A 19,564-nucleotide genomic window follows, 5' to 3' on the forward strand; every position below is an offset into this window, starting at 1 on the left:
CATGACCGATGCCGACGGAGCGTGGCCCGTTCCGCGCGGACGAAGGCGCGTTGTCGTGCGTCGATACTTACCTTCACCGATCCCGACCGTTTTCCGGCGACAGGCCGCCTGTCTCGGCGCGTCGATCGGATATCCGGCCTCGATGAGCGGGTTGTCGTCGATGTGAGCGATTGCGCGATGAACGACGAAAGCGAAACCACCGATTCCGGCCGGCATGTCGATCCCGATGCGGGAACCGTCGTCGGCCCGTTGCCGGTGACGCTGGCGGTCGACGGCCGGAGCCTGAAAGGAAGGGCGATCGCGTGCGCGGTGCTGGCCGTGGCGAGCCTGTGCGGTTATGCGGCCGCGCCGGCGCTTTGGCCCGTGGCGGCACTGGCCGTTTTGCTGGCGCTGGCGGGGGCCGCCTTCTTCGTGTCGTCGCGGCGCAGGATGGCGCTGCATGTCGACGGACGGGCTTCAGGCTCGTCGGGGCTTTGCGCGAGCAACCCGTCACGCGATGGCGTGACGTCACCGAATTCCGGATCATCAGCGTTGCCGGAAATCGCTACATCGGCTACCAGTTCTCGGTGCTTTCATCGCGCAACAAGGTACCGGGTGGCGTGATGCTGCCGATCGCCCGGTTTGCCGATCTGCCGCTCGATGCGGTGGCCGGATTGCTGGAGGCATGCCGCCGGCAGTTCGGCGTACCGGCCAACGAGGCCGACCTGACGGGCCGATGACGCCCGATGCGGGGAACCCGTGTGCGCCGATACCGGGGAAAACAAAAAAATGTCGGCCGCCGTGTCGATTTCCGCCGGGTTCGTCCGTCGTAGCATCGGAGGCGTGCGCAGCGCGCGTCCATCCCGATTCCGATACGACAACCGCCCGAAGGAGCGACACCCATGTCCACGTCCGTCAAACCGATCCCGGAAGGGATGCGCACGCTGACGCCGCACCTGATCTGCGCCGGCGCAACCGCAGCCATCGACTTCTACAAGCGTGCGTTCAATGCGAGCGAACAGTTTCGCCTGGCGATGCCCGACGGCCGGCTCGCGCACGCGTGCCTCGCGATTGGCGATTCGACACTGATGCTGGTGGATGAAATGCCCGAGCACGGTGCGCTCGGGCCGAAGGCACTCAAAGGCACGCCGGTCTGCCTGCACCTGTACGTGCCGGACACCGACGCGGCGATCGCGAAGGCGGTCGCGGCCGGCGCGACGGTCACGATTCCGGCTGCCGACATGTTCTGGGGCGATCGCTACGGACAGGTCGAGGATCCGTTCGGCCATCGCTGGTCGCTCGCGACACATCAGCGCGACCTGACGCCCGAGCAGATCGCGCAGGCCATGGCCAGCGCGCCGCCGTGCGGAAGCTGACGCAACCACGCAACACCAATTGAGCAACGGGGCGGCGGCGCGTGCCTGCGCCCGTTCCGTCCGCGCTTACGCGCCGGTCGACTTGCCGCGTTGCTTGTGCTCGTACATCCGTTGATCGGCCGAGGCGAGCAGGTCGGCCACGTCGCGATGGTGCGCGGGATCGTAGTCGACATGCCCGACGCTGAACCGGATGTCATAGCCGCGTGCGTCGGCCGCGTTGCGCAGCGCGAGCGCCCGCGTCACGCGTTCGACCGGCTCGGCCACGTCGGCCGGATCGGTGGCGCTCAGCAGCACGACGAATTCGTCGCCGCCAAGCCGGGCGATCACGTCGCTGTCGCGCAGCGCGCCCGTCAGCGTGTCGGCGAAGGCCTTGAGCGCGTGGTCGCCTTCGGCGTGGCCGAAGCGGTCGTTGATCGACTTGAAATCGTTCAGGTCGAAGAACAGCAGCACCGCGTGACGGTCGAGGCGATCGCACAGGCTCAGCACGTGGCGGGCGAGAATCTCGAAGCCGCGCCGGTTGGTCAGTTGCGTGAGCTCGTCGGTGGTCGCGAAATGCAGCGCGGCGATCTCGCGCTCGGTCATGTGGGCGAGATCGCCGAGCAGCGCGAGCTCGTCGGGTTCGAGCGAGCGCGGCCGCGTGTCGATCAGGCACAGCGTGCCGATGGGTGCGCCGTTGGGCGCCGTGATCGGTCGACCGGCGTAGAAGCGGATGCCGGGCGCGCCGGTGACGAGCGGGTTGTCGTGGAAGCGATTGTCGTTCAGCGCATCCTGGATCACCATCGTATGGCCCTCGTGCAGCGCATGGGCGCAGAACGACACGTCGCGCGACGTTTGCGTGACGTCGAGCCCGGCATGGCTCTTGAACCACTGGCGATCGTCGTCGACGAGGCTGACGAGGGCGATCGGTACGTCGAACAGCCTGCGTGCGAGACGCGTCAGGCGATCGAAGCGCTCTTCGGGCGGCGTGTCGAGGATCGAGAGCGAATGAAGCGTATCGAGCCGGGCCGCCTCGTCAGCCGGTTTCGGGGCGATTTGCATGGGCCTTGTCTTTTGTTCCGGCTGCGAGGCCGGTTACGGGATCGTATGTCGGACAGTATCGCGCATTGTTCGGCGCATCGCCACGTTGCCAATCCGCCGACCGGTGGTTTCGGCCCGGCACGAATCGATGCAGATCGGGTGAGAAGCAGGCGCCATAGGGCCGCGTTTCGCCGAGATGCGCAATCGGCGGCGCGATACCTCAAGGTACCCCGGCGCAGTGCCGTAAACAGGGCGAGTCCATTCGTTCATCGCCTCTCACCGCACCATGGTTCGATTCCTGTACGCGGGCTATCTCGCGTTTGCGCTGTATCTTCTTTATCCGATGGTTCAGAACACGCTGGCATTCGGCGTCGTTTGCGTGAGCAGCGCGCTGCCCGGCGGCTTGCCGCCGTCGTCGGCAAGCGGCGCGAGCGGACAGGCGAATCGCTGTGGGCCGACGACGCAGGCCGGTGCGGCGACCGGGCGGGCGCCCGACATCCATTGAGTGCGGCGGCGCGCTGGCCATTCGGCTGAATTGAGCTTCGCGCCGCGCTCGCCGATCATCAGCACCAAGGCGGATCGAACACGGGGCGCGCGCCGCGCGGCCTGCCTCAGTAGCTGGAGCGGTACGGCGTGCCCTGGTCGAAGCGGCTTTGCCAGTGCGTGAGATAACGCGACGCGAGTTGCGGGTTGTTCCACACCACGACGACGTTTTCGGAATTGCGGCTGGCCGCCGATGCGCTGTAGTTGAACGAGCCCGTTTCGACGTGCTCGGCGTCGATCACGAGGTACTTGTCGTGATGAATCGCATAGGCGTCGATCGTGCGCGTCGGGATACCCGCGTTGACGAGCAGGTTCAGCGCCTGCTTGCTGCTCTTGGCGCGATTGCCCTTGTCGTCGACGACCACCGCGACATTCACGCCGCGTCGCTTCGCCGCGAGCAGTGCGCGTGTGACAGGCGGCGACGTGAACGAATAGGCGGCGACGCGGATCGAACTGCGCGCGGCGCCGATCGCTTTCAGCACGAGCGCTTCGGCACCGCCATCGGGCGAAAACGCCGATTCGACGACCTGGGTCGCGGGCGCTTCGTGAGTGGGGGCCGGCAGCCAACGCGACACCAAGTCGATCGCCTGCTGGAGCAGCGATTCACTTTGCGTCTTGCCGAAGGCGGCGTACGGAGTGGCGAGCAGGGAGGCGGCGAGACAGGCAGCGGCGAGGCGATTGCGCGACAACATCTTGGACAGCGAACAATTTCGAGACAGCGGGCCGTGAGTGTAACGCAGACGTGGCGGCCCGGTCACGTGTGGATGAGACGGGACGACGCATCGCGATGACTGTGATCGCAGGGGCGGTGATGCAAAGTTGCGTTGTACAGGATCCGAGTACGTGATCGGGTTGATCGACGGATGCAGGCGATAGCAGCGCGCGATTGCGCGTGCGACGGTGGTGGAATGGCAGCGTATAAGCCATGCGCGCGGCCGGTTGGGCACGATGCGGCACGCAACAGCAGCGTGAGTGCGACTAACGATCCGTGTGCGCTACGCGTTCACTCCTGAATGCACGACTCAGCGTCAATCCTCGGCCGCGGGCGTCCCGGCTGCCTCGGCTGCTATCCAACCGGGGCCACGCTCCGGCTGCACGTCGCGTGCGTCGAGCGGCTCGCCGCACGCGGAGCATACGGTGACCGCATGCATCAGATGGCCGCAAGTGCGGTGACGCAACTGCACCGGCGGCCCCTGGCCGTCGTCTTTCCAGCGGTCGCCCCACGCCGTCAGTGCGAGCAGGGTCGGGTAGAGGTCGAGGCCCTTGTCGGTCAGCCGGTATTCGAATCGCGGCGGCCGCTCCTGGTACGCGCGCTTGACCAGCACGCCTTCGTCGACGAGTCGCGCGAGCCGCTCGGCCAGCACATGACGCGTGAGGCCAAGCTGGGTCTGGAACGCGTCGAAGCGGCGGCAGCCGAGGAACGCGTTGCGGAGGATCAGCATGGTCCAGCGGTCGCCGAGCACGGCGAGCGTACGCGCGACCGAACAGTTCAGCGTGCCGATGTCATCCCATTTCATCGTCGAGTCTCTTGCATCCTTGGCGGCGGTTCAGCGAAACAGCGGGTTCGATTATAGAACCCGCCTTCGGTTGTAACGGGCCCGGCCACGTTGACAACGGCCGCCGTCGTTGTCAATAATGAGTTCCAATTTGGAACTTACTCGCGCGGCGACGCGCTTTCAACCCGGAGACAACCCGATGAACCCGCTTTCCCTGTCTGGTCTCGATCTGTTGCGCGCGGCGGTATCGGGCGATGCGCCGCTCGCGTCGATTTCCGAGACGATCCCGATGCGTCCGCTCGACGTCGAGCTCGGTTATGTGAAGTTTTCGGCGCGGGCAGACGGCCGGCACCTGAATCCGCTCGGCGGCGTGCACGGCGGGTTCGCCGCGACGGTGCTCGATTCGGTCACCGGGTGCGCGGTGCATTCGATGCTGGATGCGGGTGTCGGCTACGGCACGGTCGACCTGCATGTGAAGATGCTGCGGCCCGTGCCGCGCGACGTCGACCTGGTCGCGGAAGGGCGCGTGATCCACCTGTCACGTTCGCTGGGCGTCGCGGAGGGCACGCTGAAGACCGCGGACGACAAGATCGTCGCGCATGCGTCGGCGACCTGTTTCATCCAGCGGCCGCAGTGACGGCGGGCGGCCGCGCCATCGTTCGGGCCGGCGCGTGAACGTCGTTGCTGGCGCCGAAGGCCGCCTGTAAGCGTAGGCGGAGCCTGTCTGAAGCAGTCGCTTCAATGTGATAGCGTTCCTGCTTTCCACCGACGCGACAGGAACAGCATGGAATACCGCACACTTGGCGATTCGGGCATCGAGGTGAGCCTGATCGGCCTGGGCACGATGACGTGGGGCGAGCAGAATTCGGAGCGTGATGCGCACGAGCAGATCGATTACGCGATCGGGCAGGGCGTCACGCTGATCGATGCCGCGGAGATGTATCCGGTACCGCCGAAACCCGACACGCAGGGGCGCACCGAGGCGTACATCGGCACCTGGCTCGCGCAGCATCGCGCACAGCGCGATCGCATCGTGCTCGCGACGAAAATCGCCGGCCCGGCGCGGCAGCCGCACAATCCGCGCCATATCCGCGGCGAAGGCAACCAGTTCGACCGCAAGAACCTGACCGAAGCGCTCGACGGCAGCCTCAAGCGCCTGCAGACCGACTACGTCGACCTCTATCAGCTGCACTGGCCCGATCGCAGCACGACGACGTTCGGCCGTCCCGCCTATCCGTGGGTCGACGATGCTTATACGGTGCCGATCGAGGAAACCCTCGGCGTGCTCGCGGAATTCGTGAAGGCCGGCAAGGTGCGCGCGATCGGCGTGTCGAATGAAACGCCGTGGGGCGTCGCGCAGTTCCTGCGTGCGGCCGAGAAGCTCGGGCTGCCGCGCATCGCGAGCATCCAGAATCCGTACAGCCTGCTGAACCGCACGTTCGAGAACGGGCTGTCGGAATTCACGCATCGCGATGGCGTCGGCTTGCTCGCGTATTCGCCGCTCGCGTTCGGCTGGCTGTCCGGCAAGTACGAGAACGGTGCGCGTCCGGCTGGCGCCCGCATCACGTTGTTCGAACGCTTCCAGCGTTACAGCAAGCCGCAGGCCGTCGAGGCGACGTCGCGCTATGTCGCGCTCGCGCGGCGTCACGGGCTGTCGCCCGCGCAGCTCGCGCTGGCGTTCGTCAACAGCCGGCCGTTCACGCGCAGCAACCTGATCGGGGCGACGTCGCTCGAGCAGTTGAAGGAGAACATCGGCAGCGTCGACGTGACGCTGTCCGACGAGATCCTCGCCGAGATCGACGCGTTGCACGAACTGCAGCCGAACCCGGCGCCGTGACCTGAAGCAGGTGGCGTCCGGCCCGCACGACAGCGATGCCGCGACGGGCCGCACCGGCGGCGCATCGCTGTGCCTCCGTTCCTTCCGTTACCGCATCTTGAGCCGCGTGCGCGCGACGAACAGCGCGGCGAGGCTCAGCAGCGCGCACCCCATCAGATAGAGCGCCGGCGACAGCCGGTTGCCGGTCGCGCTGATCAGCCAGGTGATGACGAACGGCGCGAAGCCGCCGAACAGCGTGACCCCCGTGTTGTAGCTGACCGCGAGCCCCGTTGCGCGGGTTTGCGACGGGAACAGCTCGGCCATCAGCGCCGGCAGCGCGCCGCAGTACATCGCCTTCAGCGCACCGATCCAGACCAGGGCAGCGAGCATCGTCGCGAACGACGCGTGACGCGTGAGCCACGCGAACGTCGGGTACACGGTGACGAGCATCAGGACCGCCGCGACCGCCATCATGCGGATCCGCCCGGTACGATCGGACAGGTGGCCGACGACCGGTGTGACGAGCGTGAGCACGAAGCCGGTCGCGAGCGTGGCCGCGAAGCCGGTCGATGCGGGCAGCCCGAGTTGCTTGATCGCGTAAGTCGGCATGTACAGGATCATGTAGTTGATCGCGGTCGAGATCACGAGCGCGCCGATCGACAGCAGCACCCGCACCTTGTGTTCCGCGAACAGCTCGCGCACCGGCGCTGCCGAGCGTGCCTGCGTCTTGAACTCGACGCCTTCGTCGACGTAGCGGCGGATATACAGCCCGACCGGGCCGATCGCGAGCCCGAACAGGAACGGCACGCGCCAGCCCCAGCTTTCGAGTTGCGCGGTCGTCAGCGTGGAGGTCAGCAGTGCGCCGAAGCCCGATGCGAGCAGCGTCGCGAGGCCCTGGCTCGCGAACTGCCAGCTCGACATGAAACCGCGCCGCTGCGGCGCGTGCTCGACGAGGAACGCGGTCGAACTCGCGAATTCGCCGCCCGCGGAAAAGCCCTGCATCAGCCGCGACAGCATGATCCCGAGCGGCGCGAGCAGGCCGATCGACGCGTAGGTCGGCATCAGCGCGATCAGCAGCGTGCCGGCCATCATCATCGCGATCGACAGCAGCAGCGACGCCTTGCGGCCCGCGCGATCCGCATAGGCGCCGAGGACGAAGCCGCCGATCGGCCGGATCAGGTAGGACAGCCCGAACGTGCCGAGCGTGAGCATCAGCGACGTCGCTTCGCTGGTGGCGGGGAAGAACAGCTTGGCGATCGTCACCGCGAAGAAGCCATAGACGATCAGGTCGAACCATTCGAGCGCGTTGCCGATCGACGCCGCGAAGATGATGCGCCGCATCTTCGCGGCGCTGGGGCGGGCGGCTTCCTGCGAAGTGAGGGTGGTCGTATTCATCGTGTTTGCACGTCCCGTGAGAAGGGCGAAGCGCGTTACAGGGCGGCGCCGGCCGCGGCGGGCGCCGTGCGGCGAGCGATCGGCGCGTCGTCGCCGAGATCCCAGAAGAGGCCGGCCATCATCTGCAACCCCTCGCTGACGACGCTCGCGAGCAGGTGCTCGTCCGGTGCGTGCTGCGAGCACGCCGGGTACGAGTGCGGCACCCACAGCGTCGGCAGCCCGAGCGTGTCGGCGAACACTTCGTTCGGCAGCGTGCCGCCGAGGTTCGGCAGGATCGCGGGCTTCTTGCCGGTGGTTCGCGCGAGCGACGCGACGGCCCAGCGCACCCACGGATCGTCCGGCGGCACGCGTGTCGCCGGTGCGCCGCGCTCGACGTCGATCTCGATGTCGGCGAAGCCGTGCGCATCGAGGTGCGTGCGCAGATGCGCGTGCAGCGCTTCCCAGTCGGTGCCGACGACGAAGCGCAACTGGCAGTGCGCGTACGCGGCGGGCGGGATCGCGTTGACGGGGTGCTCGGGGTTGCCGGCCTTGAACGCGAGGATCTCGAACGTGTTCCAGCCGAACACGCGCTCGGGCGCGGTGAGGCCGGGCTCGCCCCAGTCGGCGTCGAGCGCCGGATCGCCGGGGCCGCCGCCGACGGAGAGGTCGGCGAGCGCATCGCGCATGGCGGCCGGGATCGGCGGCGGACGCAGCCCCGCGCCACGCGCGTCGACGAGGCTCGCGAGCGCATGCGCGAGCACGATCGCCGGATTGCGCAACAGCCCGCCCCAGTTGCCGGAGTGATGCGCGCCGTCGCGGGCGCGCAGGCTCAGCTTGAAATTGACCGAACCACGCGAGCTCCCGGTGTCGACTTCTCCGTATGGGTGGTGTCGCCGGCGGACGCGACGCGGCGTGTGCGCGATGGCGACGTGGACATCGCGTTGAGCTTCAGCCTCGCGCCGGAGAAGGGCGTGCGCGTCGACCGCTCCGAGCGCGCGCCGATCTTCGCGCTCGTGCGGCACGACCATCCGCTCGCGACGCGGGAGGCCGTTTCGCTCGCCGATGTCGCGCGTCACCCGCACGTGCTGCCCGAGGCCGGCACGACGGTGCGCCAGCTGATCGACATCGCGTGCGCGCTCGACGGGCTGCTGCTCGAACCCGAACTGACGAGCAACAACACGGCGGCGATGTACGGTTACGCGCGGCGCACGGGCGCGGTGATGTTCACGGGGCTGCTGTCGGTGCGTGATCGCTGCACCGAGGACGGCTTCGTCGTCGTGCCCGTGACGAACCCGCAGCTGCGCGAGCGCAGCATCCAGGTGCAGACGATGGCGGGGCGCGATCTGCCCGCGTCGGTTCGCGCGTTCCGCGATCATCTGATCGATGCGATGCAGGCCGCGTCGGCGCCGCCGACTGCCGCGCGCGGCCCGAGAGGCCGGCCCGTGAGATAATCGTCAATCCGCCTTCCGTGCCCATGCGGCTCATCGAGCCGCATCGCCCCTGTTCGACGCCAAATTGAAGAACCTGATTGTCACCCTCGATCGCGCCGGCGAGTTCGACGAGATCATCGACGTGCGCACGCCGCTCGAGTTCGCCGAGGACCATATTCCCGGCGCGCTGAACGCACCCGTGCTCAGCAACGAGGAGCGCGTGCTCGTCGGGACGATGTACCGCCAGGTGTCGCCGTACGAGGCGACCCGGGTCGGCGCGGCCATGGTCGCGCGCAACATCGCGCGCCATCTCGACACGACCTTCGCCGACCGTCCACGCAACTGGCGGCCGCTGATCTACTGCTGGCGCGGCGGCAAGCGCTCGGGCTCGATGACGACCTGGTTCAACCTGATCGGCTGGAAGGCGCGCCAGCTCGACGGCGGCTACAAAGCGTACCGCCAGTCGGTATGCGCGACGCTCGACTCGCTGCCGACGCGCTTTCGCTACATCGCGCTCGTCGGCCATACGGGCTGCGGCAAGACGCGCCTGCTGAACGCACTGCGCGACGTGGGCGCGCAGACGCTCGATCTCGAGGCGCTCGCGTGCCATCGCGGTTCGCTGCTTGGTGCGCTGCCGGGCAAGCCGCAGCCGGCGCAGAAGGGATTCGATTCCGGGCTCGTCGAAACGCTTGGACGTTTCGACCCCGAATGGCCGGTGTTCGTCGAATCGGAAAGCCGCAGGATCGGGCTCGTGCAATTGCCGATCGCGTTGATCGAAGCGTTTCACGCGGGGCCGTGGGTGCATGTCGACGCGGCGCACGACGAGCGCATCGCATTCCTCCTCGACGATTACGCGCACCTGTTCGACGAACCGGATGCGTTCAAGGCGCAGCTCCATCGGCTGATTGGCCTGCACAGCCGTGAGCAGGTGACGCACTGGAAGGCGCTGATCGACGCGGACGCACGGGCCGAACTGTTCACCGAGCTGATCGACAAGCATTACGATCCCGCCTATGCGCGCACCTATCGCGCGACGTACAACAAGCCGAACCGGGCGCTGACGTTCACGTTCCGGCCCAACGCCGCCGATGGGCGCGAGCAGGCGCGCGCGCTGCTGGCCCAGCTTACACAGGCCGGGCTACCCGCATCGGCCGCGTTTGCTGCAGGCGCGACATTCGAAACTGATCAAAACCAATCGACGACCACACGATGACGACCACACGCACCCAACCCAGTCCGGCCCTCGGCTGGATGACCTTCCTGCTGATCGCGGTCGCGGGCCTGTTCTATGTGAAATGGTTCCCGTACTACAACAAGGCGTTCGTCGCCGCCGAGCATCATTCGATCGGCCAGTCGATCCTGATGGGCACGTCGGCGGCCGCGCCCGAGCCGTCGCTGAAGGCCGCGCTCGACTACGCGTGGGCGTACGGCAAGGCGATCTGGCAGGCGATGGTGCTGGGCCTGCTGCTCGGTTCGGCCGTGCAGGCGCTGCTGCCCGCGCACTGGGTCGCGCGTGTGCTCGGCCGCACCGGCTTCGGCAGCGTCGCCGCGGGCGGCCTGCTGTCGCTGCCCGGCATGATGTGCACGTGCTGTGCGGCGCCGGTCGTCGCGGGGCTGCGTGCGCGCCATGCATCGCCGGGCGGCGCGGTCGCGTTCTGGCTCGGCAACACGGTGCTGAATCCGGCGGCGCTGGTCTTCATGGGCTTCGTGCTCGGCTGGCACTGGAGTGCGCTGCGCCTCGTGCTCGGCATCGCGATGGTGTTCGGGATCGGCTATCTGCTGAACCGCATCGCACGCCCTGAAGACCGCAGCATCGACGATGCGCAACTCGCCGCGCTGGCGGCCGAACAGGCCGCGGCCGGCAATCCGTTCGTTCGCTGGATGAAGCTGCTCGCGCGCATGGCCGTGCGACTCGTGCCCGAATACATCGTGCTCGTGCTGCTGCTCGGCGCCGCGCGTGCGTGGCTGTTCCCGCATATCGGCCCGGACATCGGCAATCATCTCGGCTGGATCATTGCATTCGCGGTCGCGGGCATGCTGTTCGTGATTCCGACGGCCGGCGAGGTGCCGATCATCCAGGCAATGCTGTCGCTCGGCATGGGCGTCGGCCCGGCCGCCGCGCTGCTGATGACGTTGCCGCCGATCAGCGTGCCGTCGCTCGCGATGCTCGCGCGTTCGTTCAAGCCGTACATGCTGGCGATCGTCGCGACGCTCGTCGTCGTGTTCGGGATCGCGAGCGGGCTGCTCGCGGTCGCGTTCGGGTTCTGACGCGCGCAAGCGGCGCGCCAAACGGGCGCAATCGTCGTATTCATCCGGCGCCGCCGTTTCACGCGTGCGGCGCCATTTACAAGAAGCAAACAGGAAAACGCATGACCCAACCGAAGATCCATCCTCGACTCGAAAAGGCGCTGACGCGCGGCGATCTCGCGATCCGCCAGGCCAATTCCGCGCGGGCGACTGCCGTGCTGAACGCACTCGGCACGATGATCATCGAGGCCTCCGCAACGATCGGCGTCGAGGCCAGCATCGACATTCCGCAAGGCGACCGCATTTACGATCCGGTCAACGGCCTGTGGCCGCAGAAGATGCTGGTGTCGTTCGACGGCCCGGTGGACGAAGCCGACAAGGAAGAACTGCGCACGGTGTATCTGCTGGCCGACGATCCGGGCACGCAGTTTCGCGTCGAATGGCATCGCGCGGACGGCAAGCTCGGCCGCCAGGAAGGCGGCCCGCTCGCGACCGTCGCGTTCCTGACCGACGTCGAGATCCCGTGGAGCGACGACGACGAGTAAGGTCGTCGCTGACAGCCGGCGCTCGCGCGCCGGCCGTCAGCGCATCATCCGCCGCCGGAACAGCCACGCGGACAGCAGGAATCCGCCGACCGCGTAACCGGTAAGCACCGCGACATGCAACGCGACGTCGGTTGCCGGCCGGCCGAGCATCGCGGGCCGGATCAACTCGACGGCATTCGCGAGCGGCAGCGCCTGCGCCGCATGCTGCGCGATCGGCGGCAACTGCGTGATCGGGAAGAACACGCCCGACAGCAACAGCATCGGCGTCAGCACGAGCGTCTGATAAAACATGAAGAAATCGTAGGACGGCGCGAGCGCCGTGACGATCATCGCGATGCTGGCAAACGCGAGGCCCGCGAGCGCGATCACGGGCAGCGCCGCGAGCATCGACGGAAACCGCGCATAGCCGAGCGCCCCCGCGACGAGCATGATCGCGGCCCCCGACAGCATCGCCTTGCTGGCTCCCCAGACAATTTCCCCGAGCACGATGTCGCCCAACGCGAGCGGCGTATGCATGATCGCTTCCCACGTGCGCTGCACGTGCATGCGCGAGAACCCCGAATACATCGACTCGAAGCTCGCGGACATCATCACGCTCGACCCGACCGTGCCGGCCGCGAGGAACGCGATATACGACACGCCGTCGACATGGCCGAGCATCAGCCCGAGCCCGAACCCCAGCCCGAACAGATAGATCATCGGATCGGCAAGATTGCCGAACATCGACGCGAGCGCGAGCTTGCGCCAGACGAGATAGTTGCGCCGCCAGACGGCGATCCAGTTGGTCGCGTTCGCGGGCATCGCGATCGCGAAGCGCGACACGCGCGGCGGTGCCGACGGTGCGGCGGTCGAATAGTTGCGGACGTCCATGATCGATCAGTCCTGCATTTCGCGGCCCGTGAGCCGCAGGAACACATCTTCAAGATTGGCCGGGCGATGCAGATAGCGCAACCCCGTGCGCCCCTTGAGTCGCGCACTGAGCGGTTCCGGATCGCTCACGTAGCAGAACAGCGTCTCGCCGCTGATCTCGGTGCGCTTCGCGAGCGCCGACAGCTCGTCACGCAGCGTGGCCGGATCGGGCCCGTAGATCTCGATCACGTCGCAGCCGATCTCCGATTCGATCAGCGCGTGCGGCGCGCCTTCGGCGATCTTGCGGCCTTCCTCGATCACGCACAGGCGGTCGCACAGGCGCTCGGCTTCTTCCATGAAGTGCGTGGTGATCAGGATCGTCTTGCCGCGCGCGAGCAGCGAGCGCAGCCGCTCCCACATGAGGTGACGCGCCTGCGGGTCGAGGCCCGTCGTCGGCTCGTCGAGCACCAGCACATCGGGATCGTTGACGAGCGCGCGGGCGAGCGTCAGGCGGCGCTTCATGCCGCCCGACAGCTCGCCGACCTTCGCATCGGCCTTGTTCTCGAGCTTCGCGAATTCGAGCAGCGGTTTCACGAGCGCGTGCGCGGCCTGCGCCGACATGCCGAAGTAGCGGCTGAAGACGAGCAGGTTCTCGCGCACGGTGAAGTCGGGGTCGAGATTGTCGAATTGCGGGACGACGCCGACGCGCTGGCGCGCATGCCGCGCACGCGATGGAACCGGTTCGCCGCAGAGCGAAATGGTGCCTGCATCGGGATGCGTGAGGCCGAGCAGCATTTTCAGCGTGGTGGTCTTGCCGGCGCCGTTCGGCCCGAGCAGGCCGTAGCATTCGCCGGCCTGGACGGTGAAGGACAGGCCGTTGACGACGAGCTTGTCGCCATAGCGCTTTTCGACGTTCCGGAAATCGATCGGTGCAACGGACATGGGCATGTTGTCGTTGTAGGCCGGCGCGGAAGCGTTCCGCTGTTGCCGGATGCGTGGCCGGTTGACGAACCGATCGGACGACTGCGTGTCACACGGGCATGACCGAAGCGCACGACGCCGGCGCCTGATGGCCCGCTGGAGTACGAACGGGCCATTCTAGTGCATCGACTGCGTCTCTTCAGGGCATGCCTGCACGGTGCGATGCCTGTACGCACCGATCGTGCACTGCATCATCGCGCACGAGCCGAGCGGGGCGAATCAGCGTTTTCCATCCCTTGCGTCCTGAATTGCGGCGCACCATGATGAATGCGTAGGCTCGTTGTTGCGATAGGGAGGTTTCATGGCTAGCTACAACAAGATTTTGCTGTGTTACGACGGCACGCTCGAAGGACGCAAGGCACTGCGTTGCGGCGCCAATCTCGCGATGGACCTCAAGGCCGAGACGCATTTGCTGTCGGTGGTCGACATGCGCTCGAGCATTGCACAGAGCGCGGGTTTGCTGACCGACGTAGCGTGCGGCCGGTTCGAGGAAACCGCGCGTGAAATCCTGCAGGAAGGGGTGAACTGGCTGCGCGAGCGCGGCGTGCAGGCCGAAGGCCATTTCGCGTTCGGCTATCCGATCGACGAAATCGCGAATCTCGCAAGGGAGCTGAACGTCGACCTCGTCGTCGTTGGCCATCGGTGCCGCAGCGGGTTGTCCAGATGGTGGATGGGGTCGGGCAACACGCAACTGCTCGATCGCGTGAATTGCAGCATTCTGGTGGCGTGTTCGTCGGCGCAGGAGCAGAAGGAAGAAATCGCGCGGGAGCGTGAAGCGGCCACGGCGAACGGCAAATGATCCAATGATTCGATGACTGCCTGACCGGCGGATCGCGCCGGTCGGGCGTCGTGCCACGTCCGTCGGGCGCGCGCTGACCGCGGCCATTCAAGACCGGTCAAGCATGCAGGTCGATTGCGGACAACTTCCACGAGAACAGGCCGAAGCGGTGGAATATCGCCGCATAGCGCGTGCCGTCGGCACTGCGCTGGTAGGTCACGACGAATTCATCGATATTCCGGTAACCGGCGCTGGTTTGCTGCGGGTGCGGCGCATGCGTTGCATCGACCGGGCTGGCCGGTGCGGCAGCGGCGGATGGCGATGACGCAGCGGTAGCGGCCGCGTTGCTACCCGGAGCGGCTGCGCTCGCGGGAGGAGCCGGATTGGCCGATGGTGCCGCCGGCGCATTGCTACCGGGCGGCAGATTCGACCATTCGGGTGGACGCTCACCTGGATTGCCACGCGGTGGTAATCCGCTCATCAGTGCGGCCACGCCTTCCGGGGTCGCGTACGCATCGACCAGCGGGCCGATCAGTGCGGATCCGATCAGCGCACCGAGCACCGCGAACGGATTGTTCTTCTTCACCGCGTCGATCCGGCGCATCAACTCTTCAGTGACCTGCTGCTTCAGGCTGATGCGCAGCGACGGGAAATCGACATATTCACTGATGGCCTGCGCATCGCGCGCATCGATCGCCGATTTCAGGCGACCGAGGGCGACGTACGGCGACGCGTAGGCATAGCCGATGGCCACGACGATGGCGACGGCCAGCACGACGATCAGAAGGGGCTTGAGCCGCCATGCGCGGCCCGAAGATCCGGTCACGTTGCCTCCGGTGCGGGGATGTCCGCAATCAGAGACCGCCTGGCGTGGCCGATCGTTCCTCTGCAATGCAGCGATCGATCATCCGGCACACGGCATCGATCGTGCCGACCATGATCAGGCGCGACCGCCCGTGATAAACGCGCACCGGTGCACGGCGCGCGGGTTCGGCGTGATTCAGGCCGGCGTTCAGCGATACCCGCGCGAAAGCGGGGAGCGCCGACGGCAGCAGGGACGCCTGCCGTTCGACTGCGACTTCTTCTTGCACAGGCGCCGCTGCGGACAGCGGAGCGCAGGGCGTGCGGCCGCGCAGGTGACGCAGGCGGCCGAATTGACGGAAAGGCAGCAGACGGGCAAGGCGTTCCATGATGTTCTCCTCAGCGAGACGGAATGTCAGAGTTCGCCCGAGCGAATCAGCCCGACGGCGATGCCTTCCAGCGCGAATTCCGCGCTGCCGGCCTTGACGAAGATGTTTTCGTAATCCGGGTTCTCCGCGATCAGCTCGAGACCGCCCGGCCGGCGCATCAGGCGCTTGACCGTGACGTCGTCGCCGAGACGCGCGACGATGATCTGGCCGTCCTTTGCTTCCGTGCGCTTCTGCACGGCGAGGAGGTCGCCGTCGAGGATGCCGGCGTCGCGCATCGACAGGCCGCGCACTTTCAGCAGGTAGTCGGGTTTGCTGGAGAACAGCGCGGGATCGCACGCGTAATGCTGCGAGATGTGCTCCTGCGCAAGGATCGGGCTACCGGCCGCGACGCGGCCGACGAGCGGCAGCGACAGTTGCATCAGGCCGGCGTGCGGCAGCGTGAACTGGTGCGGGGCATCGTCGATGCCGAGCAGGCGGATGCCGCGCGACGCGCCGGCGGCCAGCTCGATCACACCCTTGCGCGCCAGTGCGCGCAGGTGCTCCTCGGCCGCATTCGGCGAGCTGAAGCCCAGTTCGGCCGCGATCTCGGCACGGGTGGGCGGGAATCCGGAGCGCTCGATCGCGCGACGGATCAAGTCGAACACTTGCTGCTGACGGGCGGTGAGTTTGGTCATGGCTCAACTGTATGGATAGACAGTGAGCTGTATTTTTATACAGTAGTCCGCGAATTTCAAGTGTTACGTGAGGTTCGACGCGATCACGCCGGTTCCGACGCGATTTTGCGACGTCCGGACGGCGGTTCATCTGCCACAACCGTCCATCCCGTCTGCGTTAGCACTTTTGAGTATTAAAAAATAAGGAACGATTATTTTTAATCATGTAACCCGTTCGTTAGACTGGCCCGACATCGCAATACCGACAACACTGGAGAACCAAGGATGGGCAAGCGCAATACGGGGCTGGTGGGCGGAGTGGGCCGCCTGATCGCAACACTCGCGCTGGGCGCGGCGGCGGCGCTGGGCGTCGCGACGCACGCACAGGCCGATACGACCTTCCTGAACGTGTCGTACGACCCGACGCGCGAGCTGTATCAGGACTTCAACCAGGCGTTTGGCAAGGAGTGGAAGGCGAAGACGGGCGAGACCGTCAACTTCAAGCAGTCGCACGGCGGCTCGGGCGCGCAGGCGCGCTCGGTGCTCGACGGCCTGCAGGCCGACGTCGTCACGCTGGCGCTCGCGTACGACATCGATGCGCTCGCGAACAAGGGGCTCGTCAACAAGGACTGGCAGAAGCGTCTGCCCGACAACGCGTCGCCGTACACGTCGACGATCGTGTTCCTGGTGCGCAAGGGCAATCCGAAGGGGATCAAGGACTGGGACGACCTGACCAAGCCGGGCATCTCGATCGTCACGCCGAACCCGAAGACGTCGGGCGGCGCGCGCTGGAACTACCTGGCCGCGTGGGCGTACGCGCTGCACAAGCCGGGCGGCAACGAGCAGACGGCGAAGGAATTCATCACGAAGCTCTACAAGAACGCCGGCGTGCTCGATTCGGGCGCGCGCGGCGCGACGACGAGCTTCGTGCAGCGCGGGATCGGCGACGTGCTGATCGCATGGGAAAACGAGGCATTCCTGTCGGTCAAGGAATTCGGCACCGACAAGTTCGAGATCGTCGTGCCGTCGGTGAGCATCTTGGCCGAGCCGCCCGTCGCGGTGGTCGACAAGGTGGTCGACAAGAAGGGCACGCGCAAGCTGGCCGAGGCGTACCTGAACTTCCTGTACAGCCCGCAGGGCCAGGAGATCGCGGCACGCAACTACTACCGGCCGCGTTCGAAGAACGTGCCGGCGGAGCTGACGAAGCAGTTCCCGAAGCTGAAGCTGTACACGGTCGACGATACCTTCGGCGGCTGGACGAATGCGCAGAAGACGCATTTCGCGGACGGCGGCGTGTTCGATTCGATCTACAAGCCGCAGTAACGCCATAACAACGGCGGCGCGCCACGATAGCGCGCCGCATCCCCGACGGGGCCGCCGGCGCGATTCACTGCGCCGGCGTTTGCGTCGGACCCATGAGCAGCATCGACCCAGCAAGAGCATCCGATGACGACGTACACCTTTCGCAAGCCGAGCGCGCTGCCCGGTTTCGGCGTGACGCTAGGCATCACGGTGGCCTATTTGAGCCTCGTGGTGCTGATACCGCTCGCCGCCACGTTCCTGAAGACCGCGACGCTGTCGTGGGACCAGTTCGTCACCGCCGTCACGTCGCCGCGCGTGCTCGCGTCGTACCGGCTGACGTTCTCGGCCGCGCTCGGCGGTGCGCTGATCAACGCCGTGTTCGGCTTTCTCGTCGCGTGGGTTCTGGTGCGCTACACGTTCCCGTTCAAGCGCCTCGTCGATGCGGTCGTCGACTTGCCGTTTGCCCTCCCGACGTCGGTCGCCGGCATTTCGCTCGCGGCCGTTTACGCGACCAACGGCTGGGTCGGCCAGTATCTCGCGCCGCTCGGCATCAAGATCGCGTTCACGCCGGCCGGCGTGCTGGTCGCGCTGACCTTCATCGGGCTGCCGTTCGTCGTGCGCACGGTGCAGCCGGTGCTCGAGGATTTCGAGCGCGAGCAGGAAGAGGCCGCCGCGTGCCTCGGCGCGTCGCGCTGGCTGACGTTCCGCCGCGTCGTGCTGCCGGCCGTGCTGCCGGCGCTTCTCACCGGTTTCGCGCTCGCGTTCGCACGCGCGCTCGGCGAATACGGCTCGGTGATCTTCATCGCCGGCAACGTGCCGATGAAATCCGAGATCACGTCGCTGCTCATCATCACGAAGCTCGAGCAGTACGACTACGCGGGCGCGACCGCGCTGGCGGTCGTGATGCTGGTCGTGTCGTTCCTGATGCTGCTGCTGATCAACACGCTGCAGTGGTATCTGCAGCGCCGTACGAGCAAGGGCGCGAGCGGTCCGGCGCCCGCCGCCGTCACCGCCGCCGCAGCAGGAGGCCAGCAATGAGCCAGGAGGCCACCGTCGTGCTGAAAACCCCGTCGCCGGCCGCGCGCGCCACGAAGCGGCTCGACCCCGTCAGCGAGTCGCGCGTCGTGCGCTGGCTGCTCACGGGCATCGCGCTGGCGTTCCTCGCGTTTTTCCTCGTCGTGCCGCTCGCCGCGGTGTTCGTCGAGGCGCTGCGCAAGGGCGTCGGCTTCTATTTCGAATCGCTGGCCGATCCCGATGCGTGGTCGGCGATCAAGCTGACACTGACCGTCGCCGTGATCGCGGTGCCGCTGAACCTCGTGTTCGGCGTGTGCGCATCGTGGGCGATCGCGAAGTTCGAATTCCGCGGCAAGGCGCTGCTGACGACGCTGATCGACCTGCCGTTCTCGGTGTCGCCGGTGATCTCGGGCCTCGTGTACGTGCTGCTGTTCGGCGCGCAGGGCTGGTTCGGGCCGTGGCTGCAGGATCACGATGTGCAGATCATCTTCGCGGTGCCGGGCATCGTGCTCGCGACGATCTTCGTCACGTTCCCGTTCGTCGCGCGCGAGCTGATTCCGCTGATGCAGGCGCAAGGCACCGACGAGGAAGAAGCCGCGCGCGTGCTCGGCGCGTCGGGCTGGCAGATCTTCCGCCGCGTGACGCTGCCGAACGTGAGGTGGGGCCTGCTGTACGGCGTGATCCTGTGCAATGCGCGCGCGATGGGCGAGTTCGGCGCGGTGTCGGTCGTGTCCGGCCACATCCGTGGCGTGACCGACACGATGCCGCTGCACGTGGAGATCCTGTACAACGAATACAACTTCGCGGCGGCGTTCGCGGTGGCGTCGGTGCTGGCGCTGCTCGCGCTCGTCACGCTCGCGCTGAAGCTGATCGCCGAGCGTCATCTTGCGGCCGAACTGGCCGACGCGCACGACGCCGTTCCCGCACATGCCGGCCCCGTCGGCGCCGTTTCGTCGAAATCGTAAAGAGGCAAC

At 66.7% G+C, this 19,564-nt stretch carries 20 protein-coding genes and 3 pseudogenes; 13 read left to right on the forward strand and 10 right to left on the reverse strand.

The features are described 5' to 3' along the window. The first annotated feature begins 177 nt into the window (after positions 1-177). Together CFB47_RS09365 and CFB47_RS09370 are read left to right on the forward strand one after the other, a co-directional pair. A pseudogene (locus CFB47_RS09365) lies at positions 178-719 on the forward strand (aspartyl-tRNA synthetase). A 162-nt stretch (positions 720-881) separates the two neighbouring features. Further along, a complete protein-coding gene (locus tag CFB47_RS09370; protein WP_089456144.1) occupies positions 882-1,355 on the forward strand; it encodes a VOC family protein in 474 nt (157 codons plus the stop codon). Between the two features lie 66 nt (positions 1,356-1,421). Here the strand turns inward: CFB47_RS09370 and CFB47_RS09375 are convergent, their stop codons facing one another. Further along, complete coding sequence (locus tag CFB47_RS09375) at positions 1,422-2,393, reverse strand: diguanylate cyclase (protein WP_089440009.1); 972 nt, start codon at positions 2,391-2,393, stop codon at positions 1,422-1,424. Positions 2,394-2,658: 265 nt separating this feature from the next. On the opposite strand from CFB47_RS09375, the gene CFB47_RS41700 reads away from it, so the two are divergent. Next, complete coding sequence (locus tag CFB47_RS41700; protein ID WP_089461000.1) at positions 2,659-2,877, forward strand: hypothetical protein; 219 nt, start codon at positions 2,659-2,661, stop codon at positions 2,875-2,877. Between the two features lie 106 nt (positions 2,878-2,983). On the opposite strand, the gene CFB47_RS09385 is transcribed toward CFB47_RS41700, so the two are convergent. Together CFB47_RS09385 and CFB47_RS09390 are read right to left on the reverse strand one after the other, a co-directional pair. Then, positions 2,984-3,607, reverse strand: a complete 624-nt coding sequence (locus CFB47_RS09385) for a phospholipase D family protein (protein ID WP_089456146.1) — start codon at positions 3,605-3,607, stop codon at positions 2,984-2,986. Positions 3,608-3,943: 336 nt separating this feature from the next. Next, positions 3,944-4,432, reverse strand: coding sequence for a helix-turn-helix domain-containing protein (locus CFB47_RS09390; protein WP_089461001.1), 489 nt, complete (start codon positions 4,430-4,432; stop codon positions 3,944-3,946). Between the two features lie 178 nt (positions 4,433-4,610). Between CFB47_RS09390 and CFB47_RS09395 the strand changes: the two genes are divergently transcribed. Further along, positions 4,611-5,048, forward strand: coding sequence for a PaaI family thioesterase (locus tag CFB47_RS09395; protein WP_039358790.1), 438 nt, complete (start codon positions 4,611-4,613; stop codon positions 5,046-5,048). 147 nt (positions 5,049-5,195) lie between these two features. Further along, positions 5,196-6,248 carry an NADP(H)-dependent aldo-keto reductase gene (locus tag CFB47_RS09400; RefSeq protein WP_089456149.1) on the forward strand — a complete coding sequence of 351 codons (1,053 nt, stop codon included), beginning with the start codon at positions 5,196-5,198 and terminating at the stop codon, positions 6,246-6,248. An 87-nt stretch (positions 6,249-6,335) separates the two neighbouring features. Here CFB47_RS09400 and CFB47_RS09405 read toward each other — a convergent pair whose 3' ends face one another. Both CFB47_RS09405 and CFB47_RS09410 read right to left on the reverse strand, forming a co-directional pair. Further along, positions 6,336-7,622: an MFS transporter gene (locus CFB47_RS09405; protein WP_089461002.1), complete on the reverse strand. Its 1,287-nt coding sequence runs from the start codon at positions 7,620-7,622 to the stop codon at positions 6,336-6,338. 35 nt (positions 7,623-7,657) lie between these two features. After that, positions 7,658-8,461 (reverse strand): annotated as a pseudogene (locus CFB47_RS09410) (peptidase dimerization domain-containing protein); the annotation flags it as partial. Here CFB47_RS09410 and CFB47_RS09415 point away from each other — a divergent pair. The 4 genes and pseudogenes from CFB47_RS09415 to CFB47_RS09430 form a co-directional block, all read left to right on the forward strand. Continuing rightward, positions 8,456-9,052: pseudogene (locus tag CFB47_RS09415) on the forward strand (LysR substrate-binding domain-containing protein); the annotation flags it as partial. The pseudogenes CFB47_RS09410 and CFB47_RS09415 sit on opposite strands and share 6 nt — an antisense overlap. 64 nt (positions 9,053-9,116) lie before the next feature. Beyond that, positions 9,117-10,244: a tRNA 2-selenouridine(34) synthase MnmH gene (gene mnmH, locus CFB47_RS09420; protein WP_089461003.1), complete on the forward strand. Its 1,128-nt coding sequence runs from the start codon at positions 9,117-9,119 to the stop codon at positions 10,242-10,244. Beyond that, entirely contained in the window at positions 10,241-11,299 is a 1,059-nt protein-coding gene (locus CFB47_RS09425) for a permease (RefSeq protein ID WP_089456154.1), read from the forward strand. The genes mnmH and CFB47_RS09425 overlap by 4 nt, the downstream gene beginning before the upstream one ends. Before the next feature lie 101 nt (positions 11,300-11,400). Further along, positions 11,401-11,823, forward strand: a complete 423-nt coding sequence (locus CFB47_RS09430; protein WP_021157006.1) for a hypothetical protein — start codon at positions 11,401-11,403, stop codon at positions 11,821-11,823. Positions 11,824-11,859: 36 nt separating this feature from the next. Here CFB47_RS09430 and CFB47_RS09435 read toward each other — a convergent pair whose 3' ends face one another. Further along, entirely contained in the window at positions 11,860-12,693 is an 834-nt protein-coding gene (locus tag CFB47_RS09435) for an ABC transporter permease (protein WP_089461004.1), read from the reverse strand. 6 nt (positions 12,694-12,699) lie between these two features. Next, positions 12,700-13,614 carry a nodulation factor ABC transporter ATP-binding protein NodI gene (nodI, locus tag CFB47_RS09440; RefSeq protein ID WP_089456156.1) on the reverse strand — a complete coding sequence of 305 codons (915 nt, stop codon included), beginning with the start codon at positions 13,612-13,614 and terminating at the stop codon, positions 12,700-12,702. Positions 13,615-13,954: 340 nt separating this feature from the next. Here nodI and CFB47_RS09445 point away from each other — a divergent pair, with 340 nt between their 5' ends. Continuing rightward, positions 13,955-14,452, forward strand: a complete 498-nt coding sequence (locus CFB47_RS09445; RefSeq protein WP_089456157.1) for a universal stress protein — start codon at positions 13,955-13,957, stop codon at positions 14,450-14,452. Positions 14,453-14,549: 97 nt separating this feature from the next. Here the strand turns inward: CFB47_RS09445 and CFB47_RS09450 are convergent, their stop codons facing one another. From CFB47_RS09450 to lexA, 3 genes are read right to left on the reverse strand one after another with little or no spacing between them, the layout of a single operon-like run. Beyond that, positions 14,550-15,257, reverse strand: coding sequence for a DUF2939 domain-containing protein (locus tag CFB47_RS09450; RefSeq protein WP_089456158.1), 708 nt, complete (start codon positions 15,255-15,257; stop codon positions 14,550-14,552). A 28-nt stretch (positions 15,258-15,285) separates the two neighbouring features. Continuing rightward, positions 15,286-15,621, reverse strand: a complete 336-nt coding sequence (locus tag CFB47_RS09455; protein WP_006476078.1) for a hypothetical protein — start codon at positions 15,619-15,621, stop codon at positions 15,286-15,288. Positions 15,622-15,647: 26 nt separating this feature from the next. Next, entirely contained in the window at positions 15,648-16,295 is a 648-nt protein-coding gene (gene lexA, locus CFB47_RS09460) for a transcriptional repressor LexA (protein WP_009689103.1), read from the reverse strand. Between the two features lie 264 nt (positions 16,296-16,559). Between lexA and CFB47_RS09470 the strand changes: the two genes are divergently transcribed. The 3 genes from CFB47_RS09470 to cysW all read left to right on the forward strand — a co-directional run bounded on the left by CFB47_RS09470 (position 16,560) and on the right by cysW (position 19,555). Next, positions 16,560-17,597 carry a sulfate ABC transporter substrate-binding protein gene (locus CFB47_RS09470; RefSeq protein ID WP_089440023.1) on the forward strand — a complete coding sequence of 346 codons (1,038 nt, stop codon included), beginning with the start codon at positions 16,560-16,562 and terminating at the stop codon, positions 17,595-17,597. Positions 17,598-17,720: 123 nt separating this feature from the next. Continuing rightward, positions 17,721-18,614 (forward strand): sulfate ABC transporter permease subunit CysT, encoded by an 894-nt coding sequence (cysT, locus tag CFB47_RS09475; protein ID WP_089440024.1) that lies wholly within the window; start codon positions 17,721-17,723, stop codon positions 18,612-18,614. Further along, positions 18,611-19,555, forward strand: coding sequence for a sulfate ABC transporter permease subunit CysW (gene cysW, locus CFB47_RS09480; RefSeq protein WP_089425349.1), 945 nt, complete (start codon positions 18,611-18,613; stop codon positions 19,553-19,555). The genes cysT and cysW overlap by 4 nt, the downstream gene beginning before the upstream one ends. Positions 19,556-19,564 lie beyond the last annotated feature (9 nt).

This window comes from Burkholderia sp. AU27893, from assembly GCF_002223205.1.
In the GTDB taxonomy this organism is placed as follows: Bacteria; Pseudomonadota; Gammaproteobacteria; order Burkholderiales; family Burkholderiaceae; genus Burkholderia.

Bases quoted from the DNA above. Each gene is read 5' to 3' on its own strand.
- CFB47_RS09370 (WP_089456144.1), top strand. From the start codon at position 882: ATGTCCACGTCCGTCAAACCGATCCCGGAAGGGATGCGCACGCTGACG.
- CFB47_RS09375 (WP_089440009.1), bottom strand. From the start codon at position 2,393: ATGCAAATCGCCCCGAAACCGGCTGACGAGGCGGCCCGGCTCGATACG.
- CFB47_RS41700 (WP_089461000.1), top strand. From the start codon at position 2,659: ATGGTTCGATTCCTGTACGCGGGCTATCTCGCGTTTGCGCTGTATCTT.
- CFB47_RS09385 (WP_089456146.1), bottom strand. From the start codon at position 3,607: ATGTTGTCGCGCAATCGCCTCGCCGCTGCCTGTCTCGCCGCCTCCCTG.
- CFB47_RS09390 (WP_089461001.1), bottom strand. From the start codon at position 4,432: ATGAAATGGGATGACATCGGCACGCTGAACTGTTCGGTCGCGCGTACG.
- CFB47_RS09395 (WP_039358790.1), top strand. From the start codon at position 4,611: ATGAACCCGCTTTCCCTGTCTGGTCTCGATCTGTTGCGCGCGGCGGTA.
- CFB47_RS09400 (WP_089456149.1), top strand. From the start codon at position 5,196: ATGGAATACCGCACACTTGGCGATTCGGGCATCGAGGTGAGCCTGATC.
- CFB47_RS09405 (WP_089461002.1), bottom strand. From the start codon at position 7,622: ATGAATACGACCACCCTCACTTCGCAGGAAGCCGCCCGCCCCAGCGCC.
- CFB47_RS09425 (WP_089456154.1), top strand. From the start codon at position 10,241: ATGACGACCACACGCACCCAACCCAGTCCGGCCCTCGGCTGGATGACC.
- CFB47_RS09430 (WP_021157006.1), top strand. From the start codon at position 11,401: ATGACCCAACCGAAGATCCATCCTCGACTCGAAAAGGCGCTGACGCGC.
- CFB47_RS09435 (WP_089461004.1), bottom strand. From the start codon at position 12,693: ATGGACGTCCGCAACTATTCGACCGCCGCACCGTCGGCACCGCCGCGC.
- nodI (WP_089456156.1), bottom strand. From the start codon at position 13,614: ATGTCCGTTGCACCGATCGATTTCCGGAACGTCGAAAAGCGCTATGGC.
- CFB47_RS09445 (WP_089456157.1), top strand. From the start codon at position 13,955: ATGGCTAGCTACAACAAGATTTTGCTGTGTTACGACGGCACGCTCGAA.
- CFB47_RS09455 (WP_006476078.1), bottom strand. From the start codon at position 15,621: ATGGAACGCCTTGCCCGTCTGCTGCCTTTCCGTCAATTCGGCCGCCTG.
- lexA (WP_009689103.1), bottom strand. From the start codon at position 16,295: ATGACCAAACTCACCGCCCGTCAGCAGCAAGTGTTCGACTTGATCCGT.
- CFB47_RS09470 (WP_089440023.1), top strand. From the start codon at position 16,560: ATGGGCAAGCGCAATACGGGGCTGGTGGGCGGAGTGGGCCGCCTGATC.
- cysT (WP_089440024.1), top strand. From the start codon at position 17,721: ATGACGACGTACACCTTTCGCAAGCCGAGCGCGCTGCCCGGTTTCGGC.
- cysW (WP_089425349.1), top strand. From the start codon at position 18,611: ATGAGCCAGGAGGCCACCGTCGTGCTGAAAACCCCGTCGCCGGCCGCG.